Genomic DNA, 19548 nt, shown 5'->3' with positions numbered 1-19548 from the left:
CTGGAAGTCTCCGTACCAAGCATTCCAGCAGTTCATGCAGGCCATTGCGCAGCGCCAGGGCGCTACCATTCGCTGATTCTCAATGGTGGTGTTGCACTTCAGATTTGAGACCGCCAAGCAAAAGAAAGGCGACCCTCAGTCTGCGACCCCTTCGGGGCAAACCTGCGGCGGGGCACTTGCGGGGTGCGCCGCATAACTCACTGCGCGCCTGCGGCGCTCCGTTCGGACAAACGCGGCGAGTCAGTCAACGAAGCATGCGCGCTCCGACGCGCATGCCACCCCGCAAGTGCCCCGCCGCAGGCGCAGCCAGAAGGGGGTTTGAAAACCGCAATCCACACAGGCCATCGCTGCGCTCGGCCCTGCATTCGCGGGCGCAAGCGCCTTGCGCTGCGCAGGCCAGGCCGAGCAAAGCGATGGCCCGTGTGGCTGTTTGGACTTTCCCTACCCCTTCTGTATGCGCCGAGGAGCGCAGGGCGCGGGGTGGCGGGTGTGCCGCAGGACACACACGCTTCGTAAACTGGCTCGCCGTGGTTGTCCGAGCGGCGCGCTGCAAGCGCAAAGCGAGTTCCACGGCGCACCCAGTGACCGAGCACCGCAGGTTGCCCGCAGCGAAGCGGAGGGACGCAGACAGCGGGGTCGCCTTCTTTTGCCTTCTTTTCTTGGCGAGACAAGAAAAGAAGGTGCCCTGCCGGGGGCACCTCCCGGCACCCGCCTTCAAACAAGGCACAAAGGCTGCTATCAAAACAGTAGCTGCCAGCGCTTGCCAAAAAAGCTCCAGAGCCAAAAACAACCAACTGCCCACCCAGCCGAAGCGCAGCAGACCTGCGATCGTCAGAGCCTGCGCAGCCGCGCAATCGCCTCGCGCAGCGTGTCGTCCTTCTTGGCGAAGCAGAAGCGCACCACGCGCTGGTCGAAGCCGTCACCGTAGAAGGCCGACAGCGGAATGGCCGCCACGCCGATCTCGCGCGTGAGCCACTGGCAGAAGTCGGCTTCGCCCAGGTCGCTCACGGCCGAGATGTCCACGCATTGGAAGTAGCTGCCCGTGCTGGGCAGCAGGCGCAGGCGCGAGCCCTCCAGCCCCTGGCGGAACAGGTCGCGCTTGGCCTGGTAGAAGGCGGGCAGTTGCTGCCAGGGCGCGGGGTCCTGCAGGTAGGCCGCCAGGCCGTGCTGCATGGGCGTGTTCACCGTGAACACGTTGAACTGGTGCACCTTGCGGAACTCGGCCATGAGCGGCGCGGGCGCGGCCACGGTGCCGACCTTCCAGCCCGTGACGTGGAAGGTCTTGCCGAAGCTCGACACGATGAAGGCGCGTGCCGCCAGGCCAGGAAAGCGCGCCGCGCTCTGGTGCTCCGCGCCGTCGAACACCATGTGCTCGTACACCTCGTCACTGATGAGCAGCACATCGGTGGGTGCCAGCAGATCCTGCAGCGTCTGCATGTCCTCGGCGCTCCAGACGGTGGCGCTGGGGTTGTGCGGGCTGTTGATGAGGATGGCGCGGGTGCGCGGCGTGAGGGTGGCGCTGATCTTGCCGAAATCGGGCCGGAAGGTGCCGGGCGTGAGCGGCACGCGCACGGCCTTGCCACCGGCCAGCTCGATGTTGGGCACGTAGCTGTCGTAGCAGGGGTCGAGAACGATGACCTCGTCGCCCGGGTGCACGATGGCCAGGATGGCCGTGAGAATGGCCTGCGTGGCGCCCGCCGTGATGGTGATTTCTGTGTCGGGCGAATACCGGCGGCCAGTGATGGCTTCGATTTTTGCAGCAACCGCCTGGCGCAGCGCTGGCACGCCGGGCATGGGCGGGTACTGGTTGTGGCCGGCACGCATGGCCTGGTGCACGGCGTCGATCAATGCCGGGTCGCAGTCGAAGTCGGGGAAGCCCTGGCCCAGGTTCACGGCGCCGTGTTCGGCGGCCAGTGCCGACATGACGCTGAAGATGGTGGTGCCCACCTGGGGCAGCCGGCTGGAGATGGCGGGGGTACGTTCGGTCATGGGGATGTCACAGCTCGTAGTCATTCACCTGGCCACTCATGGCGCGGGCCACGAGTTCGCGGCTCAGGCGGTCGCTCAGCAATTCGGCGAACTTGTAGACGAAGTTGCGCAGGTAGGCGCCGCGCTTGAAGGCCACGCGGGCCACGCTCTGGCCGAACAGGTGGCCCACGGGGCGCACCACGAGGTCGCCCAGCGGGTCGTCGCGCATGGCCATCTCGGCCACGATGCCGATGCCCAGGCCCAGGCGCACATAGGTCTTGATGACGTCGGAATCGATGGCTTCGAGCGCGATGCGCGGCTGCAGGCGGCGGGCGGCGAAGGCGGCGTCGATCTTGCCGCGCCCGGTGAAGGAAGGGTGGTAGGTGATGAGCGCCTCGTGGGCGATGTCGTCCAGGCCCACGCGGTCCTTCTGCGCCAGCGGGTGGCCGGGCGGCAGCACCAGCACGTGCTGCCATTCGTAGCAGGGCAGGGTGACCAGCTCGGGGTAGTCGGCCAGCGATTCGGTGGCCATGCCGATCTCGGCCACCTCGTCGATCACCATGCGCGCCACCTCGTGCGGCGTGGCCTGGTGCAGGCTGATGTTGACCTTGGGGTAGGCTTCGCGCAGCTTGGCCACGGGCACCGGCAGCACATAGCGCGCCTGGGTGTGCGTGGTGGCGATGGAGAGCGTGCCGTTGTCCTGCGCGCTGAACTGCTCGCCGATGCGTTTGAGGTTGCCGACCTCGCGCATGATCAACTCGATGCTCCTGAGCACGTGCTGCCCGGGTTCGGTGATGCGCTTGAGCCGCTTGCCGTGGCGCGCGAAGATTTCTATTCCCAGCTCGCCTTCGAGTTCGATGATGGCTTTTGACACGCCGGGCTGCGAGGTGTGCAGCGCCTTGGCCGCTTCCGTCAGATTGAGGTTGCGGCGCGCGGCTTCCTGGACAAAGCGGAATTGGTGCAGGTTCATACTGAAATGCGGCTAAGGAGTCGCATCATTATGCTGCATTTATCTAAGTCGGCGTAACCCCGAGAGGCGCAGAGCAGGCGATGGCCGCCATCAAGGCCGTCATGCGCGGATCTTCGCCAATGGCGCCCTGCACGGTGAACTGCACGGCCGGGTGCTGCGCGCGCAGGCCGTCCACCAGCACGGGCAGGTCCGCGCGGGCGTGCTTGCCGGTGCCCAGGAACATGGGAACGATGGTGATGCCGAGGGCCCTCTGGTCCACCAGCTCCTGCACGGCCTGGGGCAGGTCGGGGGTGGATAGCTCCAGGTAGGCGCAGCGCACGGCCACGCCGGGATGGTGCGCGAGGATGTGGTTTTGCACCGCCTCGATGGGCGCGCGCCAGAGCGGGTCGCGCGAACCGTGGGCGAACAGGACGATGCCGGTGGTGTGGGGCAGGGTGGTCATGGTGGTCAGCGCCTCAAGACGAGCCAGGTGAAGGCAGCCAGCGAGGCCAGCGAGTAGATGATGCCTGGCGCCGCGGCCGTGAGCCAGGGCGACCAGTTCTGCAGGTTGCCGGCGAAGCCGAACAGGTTGTTGAGCAGAAAGAAGCTGATGCCCGCCATCACGCCGCCGAACACATAGCCCGCGAGCGAACCCGAGCGGAAGTGCAGGTAGGCGAAGGGCAGGGCCAGCACCACCATCACCAGGCAGGAGAGCGGGTAGAACACCTTGCGCCAGAACTCGATCTCGTAGCGCTGTGCCGACTGGCCGTTGGCCTTGAGGTGGCGGGTGTACTGGAACAGGTCGAGCGTGGCCATGCGGTCGGGCTTGAGCACGGCGGCGGCCACCATGTCGGCGCTGATCTGCGTGGGCCAGCGCAGCAGGTCCGATTGGAGGTGCTCCACATGCGCATCGCCGTTTTCTGGGTGGAGGAAACGGCTGCGCAGCACCCGGTTCAGGCTCCAGGCACCATCGGGTTCGAAGCGCGCGGTTTCGGCATGGATCTGGCCCGTCAAGCGGCCCTGGTTGTCGAATTCGAAGATGCGCACGCCCATCATGCCGCCGTCGGGCGCGATGGCGCGCGCGTTCACGGCGAACGACTGATCGCCCTGGCGCTCCTTGAGCCAGGCGCCGGTCGCTCCCGTGGTCAGGCGCCCCAGGTGGCGGGCCTTGACCAATTGCGCGGCGCGGTCGCTGAGCGGAGCGATGTAGTCGCCAATGGCGAAAGTGAGCAGCACGAACACCGCGCCCAGCGCCAGCAGCGTGCGCAGCGCGCGCACCGGCCCCAGGCCGCTGGTGCGCATGATGGTGAATTCCGAGCTTTGCGCGAGGCGGGCCATCACGAAGATGGTGCCGATCAGCACCGTGATCGGCAGCAGCTCGTAGAGGTGGCTCGGGATGCCCAGGGCCACGTACAGCAGGGCATGCGATATCGTGTATTCCCCGGTGGGGCTGCGGCCGACCCAGCGCAGTTCATCGACCAGATCGAAGAACAACAGCAGCGCCAGGAAGCCGAGCGTGACAAAGGCCACCGCCGCGATGATTTCACGGTGCACCAGTTTGCGGATGGTCTTCATGCGGCGCTCCCCGGGCGCCAGAGGCGGCGGACCGACCATTGGTTGTGCCGCGCCGCCAGCACCAGGGCGGCGAAGGCGAACGTGCCGCCGTGCAGGAGGGCGATGTAGGCGGGCAGCGAGAGCTTGCCGCCGCTCACCCAGCTCTGTCCCAGGGTCATCAGGTTGTAGTAGACGATGAAGGTGAACAGGGCGAACATCAGGCCGCCGCTGCGGCCCACGCGCGGGTTGACGCTGGAGAGCGCCAGCGCCAGCACCACGAGGTTGAACGCCGCGAGCGCCAGGCCCAGGCGCCAGCCGATCTCGGCCAGATGCACGGGCCTCGGGTCGGCCAGAAGTTGCAAGGTGCCGCGGGTCTTGGCCGAGAACTCGTTCGGTGCGCTGGGGGGCGCGGCGCCGATGCGGGTGCTGTATTCGGCGAATTCGCTGATCTTGACGCCGGGCTTGTCGGTGGCGGTTTCCATGCGCTGGCCTTGGGTGAGCATCAACATGCGCTCGCCCTCGCGCACTTCCAGGCGAGCGCTGCGCGCCGAGGTCACGGTCTCGCTGCCGCGCTCTGTCTGGAGGATGAACACGTTGTTCGCGGACTGGGGGTCGGGGCTGTCCTTGTCGATGAAGAAGACCCGGTTGCCGCTGGCGGATTCCTGGAACTCGCCGGGGGCGATGCGATCGATGTCGCCGCGCTGCTCGTATTGCGCCCGCAGTTCCTGGATCTGCAGGTTGGCCCACGGCCACACGCCCAGCGACAGCACGGCCACCACCAGCATCACCGGCCAGGCGAAGCGCAGCAGCGGGGGCAGCAGGCTGGCCAGCCCCTTGCCGCTGGCGAACCAGATGACCATTTCACTGTCGCGGTACATGCGCGAGAGGGTGCCGACGATGGCCACGAACAGGCTCAGGCTCAGGATGGTCGGCAACTGTCCGAGCACGGTGAAGCCCATCACCAGCATCACGTCGGACGGGCTCACGCTGCCGCGCGAGGCCTGGCCGAGCGTGCGGATCAGCATCATGGTCATGACCACGGTGACCAGCACCACCAGGGTCGCGCCGAAGCTGCGCGCAAGCTCCTTGCGGATGGATGAATCGAATAACATTGGCTCGTTAGAAAAGGGCGATTATGAACTTCGATCTCAAGACCCTGGACCTGTCCGGCGCGGTATCCGAGAAATGCGACCTGCTGGTCCTGCTGGTGCCGGAGGGCTTCCAGCCTGGCGCCGATGCCCTCTCCACCCTGGTGGCGCTCGCGCTCAAGAACAAGGACCTGGAAACCGAGCCCGGCAAGCACCTGCAGCTCTACCATGCACCTGGCATCGCGGCGCGGCGCGTGGTGCTGGCCGGGATGGGCAAGGGCGACGCGCGCGCGGTGCGCCAGGCACTGGCCGCCATTGGCCCGGTCTTCAAGGCCGGCGCGGTCAAGCGCGCCGTGGTCTGCCTGGCGGGTGTGGTTCGGCCTGGTGCCGTGGCCTCGGTGGTGCAGAACGTGGCCCATGCCAGTTACGTCTACACCACGACCAAGCCCAAGGCCGAGGCGCGCACGCTGGGCCGGGTGGTGGTGGGCGTGGCCGACGCCGACGGGGTGGCCGATGCCTTCGCGCATGCCGTGGCCGTGGTGGCCGGCGTGGAATACGCCCGGGAATGGGGCAACCGCCCCGCCAACCATGCCACTCCCGCGCTGCTCGCCGACGCCGCCAAGGCGCTGGCCAAGCACCCGGGCGTCCAGTGCAAGGTCATGGGGCCGGCCGAGGTGTCGCGCCTGGGCATGGGCGCCTTTCTTGCCGTGGCCAGGGGCTCCGAGGAGCCGCTGCGCTTCATCGAGCTGCGTTACAGCGGCGCCGCCAAGACGCAGGCGCCGGTGGTGCTGGTGGGCAAGGGCATCACCTTCGACACCGGGGGCATTTCCATCAAGCCGGCCCCCGAGATGGACGAGATGAAGTTCGACATGTGCGGCGCCGCCAGCGTGCTTGGGGTGTTCCGCGCGCTGGCCGAGCTGCAGCCGGCCATCAACGTGGTGGGCCTGGTGCCCGCCTGCGAGAACATGCCCGACGGCCGCGCCATCAAGCCCGGTGATGTAGTCACCAGCATGAGCGGCCAGACCATCGAGATCCTCAACACCGACGCCGAGGGCCGGTTAATTCTGTGCGACACGCTGACCTACGCTGCGCGCTACAAGCCGGCGGCCGTGGTCGATATCGCCACGCTGACGGGGGCCTGCGTGATTGCGCTGGGCGGCGTGCGCAGCGGCATGTTCGCCACCGACGATGCGCTCGCCGACGCACTGTTGCAGGCCGGCGAGGCCGCAGACGACCTGTGCTGGCGCCTGCCGCTCGACGAGGACTACGCCGAGGGCCTGAAGTCCCATTTCGCCGACGTTGGCAACGTGGCGGGCCGCCCCGGCGGCGCGGTGACGGCGGCCAAGTTCCTGCAGCGCTTCGTGGGCGAGTTCCCCTGGGCGCACCTCGATATTGCCGGCACGGCCTGGAAGAGCGGCGCCGCCAAGGGGGCCACCGGGCGCCCGGTGGGGCTGCTGGTGCACTACCTGCTGGGCCAGGCAGCGAAGGTGCCCGCGCGGCGCGCTCCGAAGGCATGACGGAAATCTCCTTCCACTTCAATGCGCCGGACAAGCTGGCGCACGCCTGCCGCTATGCGCGCAAGCTGCTGCAGGGCGACCTGCGGCTGGCGATCCTGGGGCAGGCCGAGGTGCTGGACCGCCTCGATCCCATGCTCTGGAACATGGCGGCCCATGACTTCGTGGCGCATTGCCGGGGCGATGCCGATCCTCGGCTGCTGGCGGCTTCCCCCGTTGTCCTGGTGACCGATCCGGGCCAGTCGCCCCACCACGATGTGCTGCTGAATCTGGGCGATGAGGTACCGCCGGGCTTCTCCAGCTTCGCCCGGCTCGTCGAGGTCGTCAGCGCCAGCGACGAAGCCGACCGCCAACACGCAAGGGCCCGCTGGCGCCACTATGCGCAGCGCGGCTATTCCATGGTGCGCCACGATCTGGTGCAGAAAGCCGCCTGATGTCGAGCACGCCGCCCCGCACGCCGCCCCGCTTCGTACCGACGCTCACCGAAGTGGTGCGTGGGGATGCCGTGCCGGCCTCCCGGCTGCCACTCCCCGCCGCTGCGCCGCCAACTGCCCCGCCACCGCCGCCGGCCGTGCGTGCCAGCATCCCGGCTCCGCAGCCAGCCCCGCCCGCGCCACAGCTGCCCGAGGGCTTCGAGGAACATATGGTGCACCGCGTCATGCAGCGCGTTGACGTGATGCTTGAGACCCGCCTGCGCGAGGCCATCGCCACGGTGGTGCAGGAACAGACGCGCTCTGTGCTTCCACGGCTGCGCGAAGAGGTCGAGTCGGTGGTGCGGCATTGCGTCTATGAAGCCGTGGCCGATGAACTGGCGAATGGCGCATCACAACCCGTGTTGCGTTGACAGGGTTTTGCCTTGTGGTTTCTTCGATCTTTCATCGTGTTCCCTAGTGTCTCGGCGTTCAAATTGAGGTATGTTTGCTGGCGTTGAGAAATAAGAACGATCTCAGCATTTATCTTTACTGGAGATTCCTATGCAATTGAAGTTGAAACTGACCGTAGTTGCTGCTATCGCGGCTGTTGCTGGTATGGCCTCTGCACAAGATGTGGTCAAGATCGGTCACGTGGCTCCGGTTTCCGGCGCCCAAGCCCACTACGGCAAGGACAACGAAAACGGCGCGCGCATGGCCATTGAAGACCTCAATGCCAAGGGTGTCACGATCGGCGGCAAGAAGGTCAAGCTCGAACTGATCGCCGAAGACGATGCCGCTGACCCCAAGCAAGGCACCGCTGCCGCGCAAAAGCTGTGCGACTCCAAGGTCGTCGGCGTGGTGGGCCACCTGAACTCGGGCACCACCATCCCCGCCTCCAAGGTCTACAACGACTGCGGCGTTCCCCACGTCACCGGCGCTGCCACCAACCCCAACCTGACCAAGCCCGGCTACAAGACCACCTTCCGTATCATCGCCAACGACAACGCCCTGGGCGCTGGCCTGGCTGCCTACGCCGCTGAGACGCTGAAGCTCAAGACGGTTGCCATCATCGACGACCGTACCGCTTACGGCCAGGGCGTCGCCAACGTGTTCAAGAAGGTTGCCGCCGAGAAGGGCATGAAGGTCGTGGACGAGCAGTTCACCACCGACAAGGCCACCGACTTCATGGCCATCCTGACCGCCATCAAGGCCAAGAACCCCGACGCCATCTTCTTCGGCGGCATGGACCCCCAGGGTGGCCCGATGCTGCGCCAGATGGAACAACTGGGCATGTCCAACGTGAAGTATTTCGGCGGCGACGGCATCTGCACCTCTGAAATCGCCAAGCTGGCCGCTGGCGCCAAGACCCTGGCCAACGTGGTTTGCGCTGAAGGCGGCGCCTCGCTGGCCAAGATGCCTGGCGGCGTGGAATGGAAGAAGCGCTACGACGCCAAGTACCCCAACCAGTTCCAGGTCTACAGCCCCTACACCTACGACGCCACGATGCTGCTGGTTGACGCCATGCAGCGCGCCAACTCGACCGACCCCAAGGTGTACATCCCCGAGCTGGCCAAGGCCAACTTCAAGGGCGTGACCGCCAACATCGCGTTCGAACCCAACGGCGAAATGAAGAACCCCGCCATCACGCTGTACGTCTACAAGGACGGCAAGAAGTCTCCCCTGAACTGAAGCGGACCGCAGTGCACCGGCTACTTGCCGGTGCCATCAAAAAAGGCTTCCTCCGGGAAGCCTTTTTCTTTGCCGCTGCATGCGACGGGGGTTAGCGGCGCACTTGCAGGGCGCCGGGATTCACGATGTTGGTGGGAGTGCCTTTCATGAAGTTCACCACGTTGTCGAAGGCGGCGCCGAAGTACAGCTCATAGTGGTCCTGTTCCACGTAGCCGATGTGCGGGGTGCAGATGCAGTTTTCCAGGCGCAACAACGCGTGGCCCTGGAGGATGGGTTCGCTTTCGAAAACGTCCACGGCCGCCATGCCGGGGCGGCCGCGGTTCAGGGCGGCGATCAAGGCATCGGGTTCGATGAGCTCGGCGCGCGAGGTGTTGACCAGCAGGGCCGTGGGTTTCATGCACGACAGTGTTTCCAGCGTGATGATGCCGCGCGTTTCTTCCGTCAAGCGCAGGTGCAGCGAGATCACATCGCACTGTGAAAAGAACTCCTCGCAGGAGTTGGCGGCCTGGTAGCCGTCGGTCAGCGCCTGGGCGCGCGAGGGCTCACGACCCCAGACGCGCACATTCATACCGAAGGCCTTGCCGTAGCCGGCCACGATCTGGCCGATGCGGCCGTAGCCCCAGATGCCCAGCGTCTTGCCGCGCAGCACGCTGCCGATACCGAAATTGGGCGGCATGCTGGCCGCTTTCAGCCCCGATTGCTGCCAGGCACCGTGCTTGAGGTTGGCGATGTACTGGGGCAGGCGGCGCATGGCCGCCATGGTGAGCGCCCAGGCCAGTTCCGCGGGCGCCACGGGCGAACTCACGCCCTCGGCCACCGCGATGCCGCGCTCGGTGCAGGCTGCCACGTCGATGTGGCTGCCGACCTTGCCGGTCTGCGCGATGAGCTTGAGGCGGGGGAGCTTCTCGATGAGCTGGCGCGTGATGTGGGTGCGCTCGCGGATCAGCACGATGACGTCGGCGTCCTTCAGGCGCACCGACAACTGGCCCAGGCCCTTGACCGTGTTGGTATAGACCTTGGCGGAATAGGCATCTAGGCGTGATGCGCAATGCAGTTTGCGCACGGCGTCTTGATAGTCATCCAGGATCACAATGTTCATCCCCACATTGTGCCTTGGCGCGGGGGGGCGGGCGTCCCTCAGGGGCCGGCCATGCGGTGTCCGGGGGCGGCTGGCCGGGCGTGGGATGCGTGGTCAGTGCTGGGGCTCGCAGGCAGCCAGGCGCTCCAATTCGGCGCAGACGTCGGCCATGCGACCGGCGATCACCATGCGGCCATGCCTGCGCAGCACGCGCAGGGGGTGGTCGGGGGTTGGCGCCGCGCGCACGGGGCATGCCGAGGGCCTGGCCGGTGCCGAGCGGCTGGATGCCATGGCGCGGGACTGCGGGCCCGTGGCGGGCCGTGCGGGTGTGCCCATGGCATGCGGCGCGCAGGGCTGGGCCGGGTCCGCTGGCTCGGAATGCATGCCGCTGCCGTGCTGCGGCAGGGGTGGGCGCCGGCGGCTCCACCAGCGGTGCAGCGCGGTCAGGGGGTGGGCCAGGGTCGATGCGGCCAAGAGGGCAATTCCCATGTGAAAACTCCAGAGATCAGAGGTTGAACACAGGCAGGATTGCGAATAGGGCACCAGCGCAGGGCTGGCGGGCCATGGCAGCCCGCCCAACGCCCGCCACCTGCGGGGTGCGGATGCGGTGCTACATGAGCATGGTGTTGCGGATCAGCCCCACGGCAAGCCCCTCGATGGCGAAGGGCTCGCCGGGTTCGACCACGATCACCGGGTAGTCGGGGTTTTCGGGCAGCAGTTCGATGGCGTGGGCCGTGCGGCGCAGGCGTTTGACGGTGACGTCGTCGCCCAGGCGGGCCACGATGATCTGGCCGTTGCGCGCCTCGTGGGCGATCTTCACCGCCAGCAGGTCGCCGTCCATGATGCCTGCGTCGCGCATGGACATGCCGCGCACCTTGAGCAGGTAATCGGGCTTGTGCTGGAACAGGCTGTCCTCGACGCAATACGATTGGTCCACGTGTTCCTGCGCGAGAATGGGCGACCCTGCGGCCACGCGGCCAACCAGGGGCAGCATGAGTTGCGAGAGGCCGGGGATGGGCAGGCTGTACTGGGTGCCGCGCGCGGCGTTGATGGAACGCACCGCGTCGCCGCGCAGGCGGATGCCGCGCGAGGTGCCGCTCACCAGCTCGATCACGCCCTTGCGTGCCAGGGCCTGGAGGTGCTCTTCAGCGGCATTGGCCGATTTGAAGCCCAGCTCGGCGGCGATCTCGGCGCGCGTGGGCGGGGCGCCGGTGCGCGAGATGGCGGTCTGGATCAGGTCCAGAATCTGCTGTTGGCGGGCCGTGAGCTTGGGGCTGTTGAGCATGGAAGGCTCCAATGGTGCGGGTGATGGGCTGTTTTTTAATCCAGTAACTGTATTTTTAACCAGTTTTCCAGGGGATGCAAGTGAGCGCAGGAAAAATCGTTGTTTTGGGCACCGGCGGCACCATTGCCGGCAAGGCGGGCGTGGCGGGCGACAACATCGGCTACGTGGCGGGCCAGGTGGGCGTGCAGGACCTGCTCGAAGCCGTGCCTGGACTGGCGCAGGCCGCGCAAGGGCCTTTGGTGGTCGAGCAGGTGGCGCAGATCGACAGCAAGAACATGGAATTCGCCGTCTGGGCCGCGCTGGCGCACCGCTGCCGCGCGCACCTGGCCGATGACAGCGTGCGAGCCATCGTGGTGACCCATGGAACCGATACGCTCGAAGAGACGGCCTGGTTCCTGCACAGCGTGCTTGACGCGCGCAAGCCCGTGGTGCTGACCTGCGCGATGCGCCCGGCGACAGCCATCGCGCCCGACGGGCCGCAGAATCTGTTGGATGCCCTGGCCGTGGCCAATGCTCCCGGCGCTCGCGGGGTTGTGTCGGTGTGCGCCGGGGCGGTGCATGGTGCGCGGCAAGTGCAGAAAGTGCACCCCTACCGTGTCGACGCCTTCAGCTCGGGTGAGGGCGGGCCGCTGGGTTGGGTGGAGGAGGGGCGCGTGCGCCTGGCGCAGGATTGGCCTCAAGCCCAGGCGGGATGGGCGCAATCAGCTCTGGAAAAGATAGCGGCGGGCGCCCCCTGGCCGCGTGTCGAGATCGTTATGAACTACGCCGGCGCGAGTGGCTCGACGGTGGATGCGCTGGTGCGCGACGGGGTGCAAGGCCTGGTGGTGGCGGCCACGGGCAACGGCACCCTGCACCACGCGCTGCAGGCGGCGCTGGAGCGCGCGCAGCAGGCCGGCGTGGCCGTCCGCGTGACCACGCGCTGCCCCCTGGGGCAGGTGCTGGCCCTGCCGTGGGCCGAAGCGGCGCTGCCGCTGGCGTCGGGCCTGATTCCGGTGAAGGCCCGGGTGTCGCTGCTCTTGGAGTTGCTGGGGGCGCAGCCACCCGCACGCTGAAAAGAAAAACGCCCCGCAAGCGGGGCGTTCGCCAAAGGGCCGCGAGCGGCTCTCAGCCGGCCAGGGCCGCGAGCGCGCGCGTGGTGATTTCCTCGACGCTGCCGGTGCCGCTGATGGCGCGGTACTTGGGGGCGGCTGCGGGGTCCTGGGCGGCCCAGCCGGAGTAGTAGTCCACCAGGGGACGCGTCTGGGCGCTGTAGACCTCCAGGCGCTTCTTCACGGTCTCTTCCTTGTCGTCATCGCGCTGGATGAGGTCTTCGCCGGTCGCGTCGTCCTTGCCCGCCACCTTGGGGGGGTTGAACTTGACGTGGTAGGTGCGGCCGCTGCCGGGGTGCGAGCGGCGGCCGCTCATGCGTTCGATGATGGCGTCGAACGGCACGTCGATTTCCAGCACGTAGTCCAGCTTCACGCCGGCGGCCTTCATGGCATCGGCTTGGGGGATGGTGCGCGGGAAGCCGTCGAACAGAAAGCCGTTGGCGCAGTCGGGCTGGGCGATGCGTTCTTTCACCAGGTTGATGATGAGGTCGTCGCTGACCAGACCACCCGACTCCATCACCGCCTTGGCTTGCAGGCCCAGCGGCGTGCCGGCCTTGACGGCGGCGCGCAGCATGTCGCCGGTCGAGATTTGCGGGATGCCGTATTTCTGGCAGATGAAGGTGGCCTGCGTGCCCTTGCCGGCGCCGGGCGCGCCCAACAGAATCAGTCTCATGGAAGTCCTCTAAGTGTGTGAAACCTGGCGGCACTGCGGGCCACGGGGCGCTGCCCCCGGATGCGGTGCTTTTTTATTGGAGGGCAAGGATAGCACGCGCATCTTTCGCCCCCGCTTACGCAAGGGCAGGGTCCAGCAGCGCACGCACGCGCGCCAGGTCCTCGGGCGTGTCCACGCCCGGCCCGGGAGCCGTGGGCGTGACATGCACGGCGATGCGGTGGCCGTGCCAGAGCGCGCGCAACTGCTCCAGCGCCTCGATGACTTCGGTGGGCGCCTGGGGCAGGCTGGGGAACTGGCGCAGGAAGCCCGCGCGGTAGCTGTAGATGCCGATGTGGCGCAGCGGCGCGAAGCCGGCCAGGGCCGCCACGCCGGGCTGCGCCCGCGCGGCGCTGCCATCCCACCAGGCGCTGCCGGCATGGTCGCGTGCGTGCGGGATGGGAGCGCGGCTGAAGTAATGCGCCAGGCCGCGCGCGTCGCACACCACCTTGACGATGTTGGGGTTGGCCAGGTCGGCCACGGTGGCGATGGGGTGGGCCGCCGTGCCCATGCTCGCCGCGGGATGGGCCGCCAGCAGCGCGGCCACGGCGCCAATGAGCCCCGGGTCGATCAGCGGTTCGTCGCCCTGCACGTTGACCACCACGTCGTCGCCGTCCAGGCCCAGCAGCGCGCAGGCCTCGGCCAGGCGGTCGCTGCCGCTGGGGTGGTCGGCGCGCGTGGCGACGGCCTGCACGCCATGCTCGCGGCACGCCGCGAGGATGCGCTCGTCGTCGGCCGCCACCACGGTGCGCAGCGCGCCGCTCTGCGCGGCGCGCTGGGCCACGCGCACCACCATGGGCAGGCCAGCGATGTCGGCCAGGGGCTTGTCGGGTAGGCGGCTCGACGCCATGCGCGCCGGGATCAGCACCGTGAAGCCGGCGGTAGCGCTCATTTTTCGAGTTCCTCGTCGGTCAGCGTGCGCGCCTCGTTCTCCAGCAGCACCGGGATGCCGTCGCGCACCGGGTAGGCCAGGCGGGCGCTGCGCGAGACCAGTTCCTGGCGCTCCCGGTCGTAGGTGAGGGGACCCTTGGTGACGGGGCAGACCAGCAGTTCGAGCAGTTTGGTGTCCATGGCGCGGCAATAGGGGAAAAAGAAATCAGGAGGGCGATGATAGCGAGCGCGCGCGCACCACGGCCAGCCGGGCGTCGAGCGCGGCGAAGAAGCCGTCGTCGATCCGCACCTGCAGCGGCACGGCCAGCGCGTCGGGGTGGTGGCGCCACAGCTTCACGGCGTCTTTTTCGGTGCAAATCAGCGTGTAGGGCTTGTCCATAGGGCGCTGCCAGCTATCAAAATCAGAGTGATCTGGCAGGCCTTGCACCAGCCCCAGCGTGAGCCCCTGCGCCTGCAGCATGGCGAAGAAATCCTGTGGCCGGGCGATGCCCGCCACCGCCAGCAGGGGCTGGCCGCGCAGTGCCTCAAAGGGCACCGGCGTGCCGTCGGCGCGCAGGGCATGGTTGGCCAGGGCGCGCCGCAGCGCGAACGCGGGCGCGCCGCCGCTGGCCACCGGGGTGCCGGCATGCACCACCAAATCCACCGCGCGCGGCCAGGGCTCGCGCAGCGGGCCGGCCGGCAGCAGGAAGCCGTTGCCCGCGCCCTGGTCGTTGAAGACGCAGATCTCGATGTCGCGCGCCAGCGCCAGGTGCTGCAGGCCGTCGTCGCAGACGATCACATCGGTTTCCGGGTGCGCGGCGCGCAGCGCGCGGGCGGCATCGATGCGCCGTTCGGCCACGAACACCGGCACGCCGCAGGCGCGGGCGATCAGCGCGGGCTCGTCGCCGACCTCGCTGGCCGGGCTGTTGGCATGCACCGGATGGCAGCCGCGCGTGCTACGCCCGTAGCCGCGCGAGACCACGCCGGGGTGCAGCCCTTGCGCGCGCAGGTGGCGCACCACGGCCATGACCACCGGGGTCTTGCCCGCGCCGCCGGCCACCACGTTGCCGACGACAACGACGGGGACGCCCGGGTGCTCGGCGCGCGGCACGCCAGCGCGGTACAGCGCGCGGCGCAGGGCCACCAGCAGGGCCATGGCGAGGGACAACGGCCAGAGCAGCCAGGCCAGCGGGCCACGCCGTTGCCAGGCGCGTTGCAGCCGGGCGCCGGGCGCCGTGGCGGTCGAGGGCGGGGAGGGTGGCTGCGGCGCGGCGGCAGCCATGTTTCAGGACTTGCCCGCGCGGGCGGACGATTGCGTGGCGAAGGTGATCTGCGTCAGGCCCACGCGGCGCGCGGCCTCCATCACCGTGACCACGGACTGGTGCGGCGCGGTGGCGTCGGCGCTGATGATGACGATGCTGCCCGGACCGGCCTTGGCGGCGTCGCGCAGCGCGGCGGCCAGCACATCGACGCTCTTGCCTTCCAGCCCCGTTTTGTTCACGGCGTAGCGGCCGTCGGCGGCCACGGCGACGATGACTTCCTTGGGGTGGTCGCGCTGCTGCTCGGCGTCGGCCACGGGCAGCGTGAGCTGCAGCTCGGTGAACTTGCTGTAGGTGGTGGTCAGCATCAGGAAGATGAGGATCACCAGCAGCACGTCGATGAACGGGATCAGGTTGATCTCCGGCTCTTCCTTGGCGCGGGGGCGGAAGTTCATGGGCGGCGTGCCTTGGGAGTCACTTGCGCAAACGCAGCAGGTGCCGCACGAACTGCTCGGAAGAGAGCTCCAGCGTCAGCAGGTAGGCATCGACCCGGCCGCGGAAATAGCGCCAGAAGATCAGCGCCGGGATGGCGATGATCAGGCCGAAGGCCGTGTTGTAGAGGGCCACCGAGATGCCGTGCGCCAGTTGCGCCGGGTTGCCGCTGCCCATGCCGCCGCCTGCGCTGCCCTGGGAGCCGAAGATCTCGATCATGCCCACCACCGTGCCCAGCAGGCCCAGCAGCGGCGCGGCCGAGGCGATGGTGGCGAGCGCGCTGAGGTAGCGTTCCAGGCGGTGCGCCACCACGCGGCCCGCGCCTTCCATGGAGGCGCGCAGGTCGGATTCGGAGCAGCGGGGGTGGCTGTTGAGCGTGCGCAGGCCGGAGGCCAGCACTTCGCCCAGGGCCGAGTTCTGCGCCAGCTGGCTCACCACGTCGGGGCCGGGCACCGCCTGGGACGAGACGGAGATGGCTTCGTCGAGCAGTTTCGGGGGGGCGACGCGGGCGGTCTTGAGGGAAATGAAGCGCTCAAAAATCAGCGCCATGGCCAGTACCGAGCAGGCAATCAGGGGCCAGATCGGCCAGCCTGCGGCTTGTATGATGGACAGCAATTCTCTCTCCGCGCTGGAATAGGGCAAAGGGCGATTATGGCCCAGCTTTGGCGGTTTGCCCCTGCCGGGCGGCCTGCCACGGCCCCCCTCCGGCTCGGTGCGCACCTCACCCACAGTTTCTGTGGATAACTTTGTGGAGAACGGCACCTGCCGGGCCCGCGAAACGGCGCCAATTCATCATCGAAACAGATTGATGAAAAATTACGCAGAAGTTTTCTCTTATAAAACAATGGGTTGCACGAATATTCGTGGTTTTTGCCGCTTTTTGTCAGACAAACAGTTACATCACCGCCGCCTTCGCGCCCTGTGGAGTACTGCGCCGCAGCAACCGCCTGAAACAGCCTGAATACCGATGATTGAACCCCTAAACCCCGCAATGGCGCCGCGTATCTGGGAGGTTGGCGCGCTGTGCCGCGCCGTGGCTGATGTCTTGCAGGCGCGCTTCAATCCTGTCGCGGTGCGCGGCGAGATCACGGGCTTCTCGCGCGCGTCCAGCGGGCATTGCTACTTCTCCATCAAGGACGCGCAGGGCCAGATCCGTTGCGCCATGTTCCGGCGCGCCGCCAGCCTGCTCGATTTCGTGCCGCGCGACGGTGAGCTGGTCGAACTGCGCGGGCGCCTGGGGGTGTACGAGGCGCGCGGCGATCTGCAGCTCATCGTCGAGAGCCTGCAGCGCGCTGGCCAGGGCGCGCTGTTCGAACAGTTCCTGCGGCTCAAGGCCCGTCTGGAGGCCGAGGGCCTGTTCGACGCCGCGCGCAAGCGGCCGCTGCCCCTGATGCCGCGCGGCATCGGCCTGGTGACCTCGCCCGGCGCCGCCGCGCTGCACGATGTGGTGACCGCGCTGCGCCGGCGCGTGCCGCACATCCCGGTGGTGCTGGTGCCGGCGCTGGTGCAGGGCGCGGGCGCCGCGCCCTCCATGTGCGCCGCGCTGTCCACGCTCTACCGCATGGCGGGTGAGGAGGGCGGGCCGGCCATCGACGTGGTCCTGCTCGTGCGCGGCGGTGGCGCCATCGAGGACCTCTGGGCCTTCAACGACGAGCAGCTCGCGCGCGCCATCGTGCAAAGCCCCGTGCCGGTGGTCAGTGGGGTGGGCCACGAGACCGACTTCACCATCGCCGACTTCTGCGCCGACCTGCGCGCGCCCACGCCCACGGCCGCCGCCGAGCTGGTGGCCCAGCCGCGCTCGGTGTGGCTGGGCGCGCTGGACCTGCTGGCCGACCGGCTCGGCGACGGCGTGCAGCGCCAGCTCGACCAGCGCGGCCAGCGCCTGGACCAGTGGGCCGCGCGCCTGGGCCGGCCCTCGGGCCTGGCGGTGCGCGAACAGCAGCGCGTGGCGCGCCTGGCCGAGCGCATGCGCCGCGCGACGCTATTGAAATTGCAGCATCTGGCGCACAGCCAGCAAGCGCTGGAGGCCGATTTTCCTCAAGCCTTCCAGCAGGGCCTGGCCGCGCACCAGCAGCGCCTGGAGCGCGCCGCGCTGCGCTTGCAGCTGCTCGACCCGCGCCTGGTGCTGCAGCGCGGCTATGCGCTGCTGAGCGACGCCGAGGGCCGCACCGTCACCAGCGTGCGGCAGGCCCCGGCGGGCACGGCGCTGCACGCCACGCTGGCCGACGGCGGGTTGGATCTCACCGTGCGGTAAACCTACGCCTGCAAAGATTGGGGCTTCTTCCTACAATGGTCCGCTGACTCTCCGTTGCCCGCGCACCGCGCGGCGCCCCACCACAAGAACCACGAAAGGAATACCCCATGGAACACACCCTGCCCGCGCTGCCCTATGCCATCGACGCCCTGGCACCGCACTACAGCAAGGAAACGCTGGAGTACCACCACGGCAAGCACCACAACGCCTATGTGGTGAACCTGAACAACCTGCAGAAGGGCACCGAGTTCGAGTCGATGTCCCTCGAAGAGATCGTCAAGAAGTCCAGCGGCGGCATCTACAACAACGCCGCCCAGATCTGGAACCACACCTTCTTCTGGAACTGCATGGCCCCCAATGGCGGCGCTGAGCCCACCGGCGCGCTGGCCGCCGCCATCAACGCCAAGTGGGGCAGCTACGCCGCCTTCAAGGAAGCCTTCGTCAAGAGCGCCGTGGGCAACTTCGGCTCGGGCTGGACCTGGCTGGTGAAGAAGGCGGACGGCAGCGTGGACATCGTCAACACCGGCGCCGCCGGCACGCCCCTGACCACCGCCGACAAGGCCCTGCTGACCGTGGACGTGTGGGAGCACGCCTACTACATCGACTACCGCAACCTGCGCCAGAAGTTCGTCGAGACCTTCCTGGACAAGCTCGTGAACTGGAAGTTCGCCGAGGCTAACTTCGCCTGAGCATTGACCGCGCTCGGCAAAAAACGGCCCTCGGGCCGTTTTTTTATTGTTTTTGGGCTTGAATGCCCGTGATTTAAGCGCTGCTAGCTATTGAAAACATAGCGAAATCGCGGTCAGGGCCGGCCAAACGGGGCGCCCTGCAGCCGGGTTCCGGCCTTGATGGCCTTCTTCGCGAACCAGCCCTGGTTCATTTCCAGCACGAAGCGCACCGGCTTGGTGGAGCAGTGCGAATCGAGCGACAAGGGCTTCATGTCCACCAGGTTGACGATGGTGCCATCGTCGGCCACGAAGGCCGCCGTCAGCGGCAGCAGCGTGTTCTTCATCCAGAAGCACTGCGTCGCCGGCTGCTCGAAGACGAACAGCATGCCCTCGTGCTGGGGCATCTCCTTGCGGTGCATCAGGCCGGTCTGGCGCTCCGGGTTGGACTGCGCCACCTGCGCCTCGATGCGGTGCATGCCCACCGTCAGCTCCACGCGCGGCAGGTTCAGCTGCGGGCCTTCCTGGGCGGCTGCGGCGGGAGTCCACAACGCCAGCACGACCCCGGCGAGGGTGGCGGACAGGGCGGCGATGGGGTCTGGAATGCGGGCCGCGCTGAGGCGGCGGGCGGAAGGCGTCGTTGTCATGGGCAGGCTTTTCAGCGATGGCAGGG

23 protein-coding genes are annotated in these 19548 nt (G+C 67.8%); 8 read left to right on the top strand and 15 right to left on the bottom strand.

The window, feature by feature from the left end; translation table 11 throughout:
* Window positions 1-831: 831 nt before the first annotated feature.
* From D8S75_RS11105 to lptF, 5 genes are read right to left on the bottom strand one after another with little or no spacing between them, the layout of a single operon-like run.
* Window positions 832-1989 carry a pyridoxal phosphate-dependent aminotransferase gene (locus D8S75_RS11105; protein ID WP_119966391.1) on the bottom strand — a complete coding sequence of 386 codons (1158 nt, stop codon included), beginning with the start codon at window positions 1987-1989 and terminating at the stop codon, window positions 832-834.
* A gap of 7 nt (window positions 1990-1996) precedes the next feature.
* A complete protein-coding gene (locus D8S75_RS11100) occupies window positions 1997-2938 on the bottom strand; it encodes a CysB family HTH-type transcriptional regulator (RefSeq protein ID WP_119966390.1) in 942 nt (313 codons plus the stop codon).
* A 43-nt stretch (window positions 2939-2981) separates the two neighbouring features.
* Entirely contained in the window at window positions 2982-3380 is a 399-nt protein-coding gene (locus D8S75_RS11095; RefSeq protein WP_119966389.1) for a sirohydrochlorin chelatase, read from the bottom strand.
* Between the two features lie 5 nt (window positions 3381-3385).
* Window positions 3386-4492: an LPS export ABC transporter permease LptG gene (gene lptG / locus D8S75_RS11090; RefSeq protein ID WP_119966416.1), complete on the bottom strand. Its 1107-nt coding sequence runs from the start codon at window positions 4490-4492 to the stop codon at window positions 3386-3388.
* Window positions 4489-5583, bottom strand: a complete 1095-nt coding sequence (lptF, locus tag D8S75_RS11085) for an LPS export ABC transporter permease LptF (RefSeq protein WP_119966388.1) — start codon at window positions 5581-5583, stop codon at window positions 4489-4491. Before lptF ends, lptG begins: the two co-directional genes overlap by 4 nt.
* A 23-nt stretch (window positions 5584-5606) precedes the next feature.
* On the opposite strand from lptF, the gene D8S75_RS11080 reads away from it, so the two are divergent.
* The 4 genes from D8S75_RS11080 (at window position 5607) to D8S75_RS11065 (ending at window position 9175) form a co-directional block, all read left to right on the top strand.
* Window positions 5607-7076: a leucyl aminopeptidase gene (locus D8S75_RS11080; protein WP_119966387.1), complete on the top strand. Its 1470-nt coding sequence runs from the start codon at window positions 5607-5609 to the stop codon at window positions 7074-7076.
* Window positions 7073-7507 (top strand): DNA polymerase III subunit chi, encoded by a 435-nt coding sequence (locus tag D8S75_RS11075; RefSeq protein WP_119966386.1) that lies wholly within the window; start codon window positions 7073-7075, stop codon window positions 7505-7507. Before D8S75_RS11080 ends, D8S75_RS11075 begins: the two co-directional genes overlap by 4 nt.
* Window positions 7508-7644: 137 nt before the next feature.
* On the top strand, window positions 7645-7917 hold the full coding sequence (locus tag D8S75_RS11070) for a hypothetical protein (protein ID WP_370807591.1): 273 nt from the start codon (window positions 7645-7647) through the stop codon (window positions 7915-7917).
* Window positions 7918-8047: 130 nt separating this feature from the next.
* Entirely contained in the window at window positions 8048-9175 is a 1128-nt protein-coding gene (locus D8S75_RS11065) for a branched-chain amino acid ABC transporter substrate-binding protein (protein ID WP_119966384.1), read from the top strand.
* A gap of 91 nt (window positions 9176-9266) precedes the next feature.
* Here D8S75_RS11065 and D8S75_RS11060 read toward each other — a convergent pair whose 3' ends face one another.
* The 3 genes from D8S75_RS11060 to lexA form a co-directional block, all read right to left on the bottom strand.
* Entirely contained in the window at window positions 9267-10274 is a 1008-nt protein-coding gene (locus D8S75_RS11060; protein WP_119966383.1) for a D-2-hydroxyacid dehydrogenase family protein, read from the bottom strand.
* Between the two features lie 93 nt (window positions 10275-10367).
* The gene (locus D8S75_RS11055) at window positions 10368-10742 is read right to left on the bottom strand and encodes a hypothetical protein (RefSeq protein ID WP_119966382.1); all 375 of its coding nucleotides are present in this window, start codon (window positions 10740-10742) and stop codon (window positions 10368-10370) included.
* Between the two features lie 121 nt (window positions 10743-10863).
* Window positions 10864-11538, bottom strand: a complete 675-nt coding sequence (gene lexA, locus D8S75_RS11050) for a transcriptional repressor LexA (RefSeq protein WP_119966381.1) — start codon at window positions 11536-11538, stop codon at window positions 10864-10866.
* A gap of 74 nt (window positions 11539-11612) precedes the next feature.
* Here lexA and D8S75_RS11045 point away from each other — a divergent pair, with 74 nt between their 5' ends.
* The gene (locus D8S75_RS11045) at window positions 11613-12590 is read left to right on the top strand and encodes an asparaginase (RefSeq protein WP_119966380.1); all 978 of its coding nucleotides are present in this window, start codon (window positions 11613-11615) and stop codon (window positions 12588-12590) included.
* 52 nt (window positions 12591-12642) lie between these two features.
* Here the strand turns inward: D8S75_RS11045 and adk are convergent, their stop codons facing one another.
* From adk to D8S75_RS11015, 6 genes are all read right to left on the bottom strand, one after another.
* Window positions 12643-13299 carry an adenylate kinase gene (gene adk, locus D8S75_RS11040; protein WP_119966379.1) on the bottom strand — a complete coding sequence of 219 codons (657 nt, stop codon included), beginning with the start codon at window positions 13297-13299 and terminating at the stop codon, window positions 12643-12645.
* 115 nt (window positions 13300-13414) lie between these two features.
* Window positions 13415-14227 carry a 3-deoxy-manno-octulosonate cytidylyltransferase gene (gene kdsB, locus D8S75_RS11035; protein WP_119966378.1) on the bottom strand — a complete coding sequence of 271 codons (813 nt, stop codon included), beginning with the start codon at window positions 14225-14227 and terminating at the stop codon, window positions 13415-13417.
* Window positions 14224-14406 (bottom strand): Trm112 family protein, encoded by a 183-nt coding sequence (locus D8S75_RS11030; protein WP_119966377.1) that lies wholly within the window; start codon window positions 14404-14406, stop codon window positions 14224-14226. The genes kdsB and D8S75_RS11030 overlap by 4 nt, the downstream gene beginning before the upstream one ends.
* Window positions 14407-14431: 25 nt before the next feature.
* On the bottom strand, window positions 14432-15487 hold the full coding sequence (gene lpxK, locus D8S75_RS11025; RefSeq protein ID WP_119966376.1) for a tetraacyldisaccharide 4'-kinase: 1056 nt from the start codon (window positions 15485-15487) through the stop codon (window positions 14432-14434).
* 3 nt (window positions 15488-15490) lie between these two features.
* Window positions 15491-15919: an ExbD/TolR family protein gene (locus D8S75_RS11020; RefSeq protein WP_119966375.1), complete on the bottom strand. Its 429-nt coding sequence runs from the start codon at window positions 15917-15919 to the stop codon at window positions 15491-15493.
* 19 nt (window positions 15920-15938) lie between these two features.
* Window positions 15939-16571, bottom strand: coding sequence for a MotA/TolQ/ExbB proton channel family protein (locus tag D8S75_RS11015; protein WP_119966374.1), 633 nt, complete (start codon window positions 16569-16571; stop codon window positions 15939-15941).
* Window positions 16572-16704: 133 nt separating this feature from the next.
* On the opposite strand from D8S75_RS11015, the gene D8S75_RS17470 reads away from it, so the two are divergent.
* From D8S75_RS17470 to D8S75_RS11005, 3 genes are all read left to right on the top strand, one after another.
* Window positions 16705-16917: a hypothetical protein gene (locus tag D8S75_RS17470; protein ID WP_157982638.1), complete on the top strand. Its 213-nt coding sequence runs from the start codon at window positions 16705-16707 to the stop codon at window positions 16915-16917.
* Window positions 16918-16923: 6 nt separating this feature from the next.
* The gene (gene xseA, locus D8S75_RS11010; RefSeq protein WP_119966373.1) at window positions 16924-18210 is read left to right on the top strand and encodes an exodeoxyribonuclease VII large subunit; all 1287 of its coding nucleotides are present in this window, start codon (window positions 16924-16926) and stop codon (window positions 18208-18210) included.
* A 107-nt stretch (window positions 18211-18317) separates the two neighbouring features.
* Entirely contained in the window at window positions 18318-18899 is a 582-nt protein-coding gene (locus tag D8S75_RS11005; RefSeq protein ID WP_119966372.1) for a Fe-Mn family superoxide dismutase, read from the top strand.
* 113 nt (window positions 18900-19012) lie between these two features.
* Here the strand turns inward: D8S75_RS11005 and D8S75_RS11000 are convergent, their stop codons facing one another.
* Entirely contained in the window at window positions 19013-19522 is a 510-nt protein-coding gene (locus D8S75_RS11000; protein WP_119966371.1) for a DUF192 domain-containing protein, read from the bottom strand.
* Between the last annotated feature and the right edge of the window lie 26 nt (window positions 19523-19548).

It is taken from the genome of Simplicispira lacusdiani, from assembly GCF_003604195.1.
GTDB lineage: Bacteria > Pseudomonadota > Gammaproteobacteria > Burkholderiales > Burkholderiaceae_C > Simplicispira > Simplicispira lacusdiani.
This window is presented reverse-complemented; position numbering and strand designations above follow the sequence as displayed.

Excerpts from the sequence above, each read along its gene's own strand:
- D8S75_RS11105 (WP_119966391.1), bottom strand. The coding sequence starts at position 1,989 with ATGACCGAACGTACCCCCGCCATCTCCAGCCGGCTGCCCCAGGTGGGC.
- D8S75_RS11100 (WP_119966390.1), bottom strand. The coding sequence starts at position 2,938 with ATGAACCTGCACCAATTCCGCTTTGTCCAGGAAGCCGCGCGCCGCAAC.
- D8S75_RS11095 (WP_119966389.1), bottom strand. The coding sequence starts at position 3,380 with ATGACCACCCTGCCCCACACCACCGGCATCGTCCTGTTCGCCCACGGT.
- lptG (WP_119966416.1), bottom strand. The coding sequence starts at position 4,492 with ATGAAGACCATCCGCAAACTGGTGCACCGTGAAATCATCGCGGCGGTG.
- lptF (WP_119966388.1), bottom strand. The coding sequence starts at position 5,583 with ATGTTATTCGATTCATCCATCCGCAAGGAGCTTGCGCGCAGCTTCGGC.
- D8S75_RS11080 (WP_119966387.1), top strand. The coding sequence starts at position 5,607 with ATGAACTTCGATCTCAAGACCCTGGACCTGTCCGGCGCGGTATCCGAG.
- D8S75_RS11075 (WP_119966386.1), top strand. The coding sequence starts at position 7,073 with ATGACGGAAATCTCCTTCCACTTCAATGCGCCGGACAAGCTGGCGCAC.
- D8S75_RS11065 (WP_119966384.1), top strand. The coding sequence starts at position 8,048 with ATGCAATTGAAGTTGAAACTGACCGTAGTTGCTGCTATCGCGGCTGTT.
- D8S75_RS11060 (WP_119966383.1), bottom strand. The coding sequence starts at position 10,274 with ATGAACATTGTGATCCTGGATGACTATCAAGACGCCGTGCGCAAACTG.
- D8S75_RS11055 (WP_119966382.1), bottom strand. The coding sequence starts at position 10,742 with ATGGGAATTGCCCTCTTGGCCGCATCGACCCTGGCCCACCCCCTGACC.
- lexA (WP_119966381.1), bottom strand. The coding sequence starts at position 11,538 with ATGCTCAACAGCCCCAAGCTCACGGCCCGCCAACAGCAGATTCTGGAC.
- D8S75_RS11045 (WP_119966380.1), top strand. The coding sequence starts at position 11,613 with ATGCAAGTGAGCGCAGGAAAAATCGTTGTTTTGGGCACCGGCGGCACC.
- adk (WP_119966379.1), bottom strand. The coding sequence starts at position 13,299 with ATGAGACTGATTCTGTTGGGCGCGCCCGGCGCCGGCAAGGGCACGCAG.
- kdsB (WP_119966378.1), bottom strand. The coding sequence starts at position 14,227 with ATGAGCGCTACCGCCGGCTTCACGGTGCTGATCCCGGCGCGCATGGCG.
- D8S75_RS11030 (WP_119966377.1), bottom strand. The coding sequence starts at position 14,406 with ATGGACACCAAACTGCTCGAACTGCTGGTCTGCCCCGTCACCAAGGGT.
- lpxK (WP_119966376.1), bottom strand. The coding sequence starts at position 15,487 with ATGGCTGCCGCCGCGCCGCAGCCACCCTCCCCGCCCTCGACCGCCACG.
- D8S75_RS11020 (WP_119966375.1), bottom strand. The coding sequence starts at position 15,919 with ATGAACTTCCGCCCCCGCGCCAAGGAAGAGCCGGAGATCAACCTGATC.
- xseA (WP_119966373.1), top strand. The coding sequence starts at position 16,924 with ATGATTGAACCCCTAAACCCCGCAATGGCGCCGCGTATCTGGGAGGTT.
- D8S75_RS11005 (WP_119966372.1), top strand. The coding sequence starts at position 18,318 with ATGGAACACACCCTGCCCGCGCTGCCCTATGCCATCGACGCCCTGGCA.
- D8S75_RS11000 (WP_119966371.1), bottom strand. The coding sequence starts at position 19,522 with ATGACAACGACGCCTTCCGCCCGCCGCCTCAGCGCGGCCCGCATTCCA.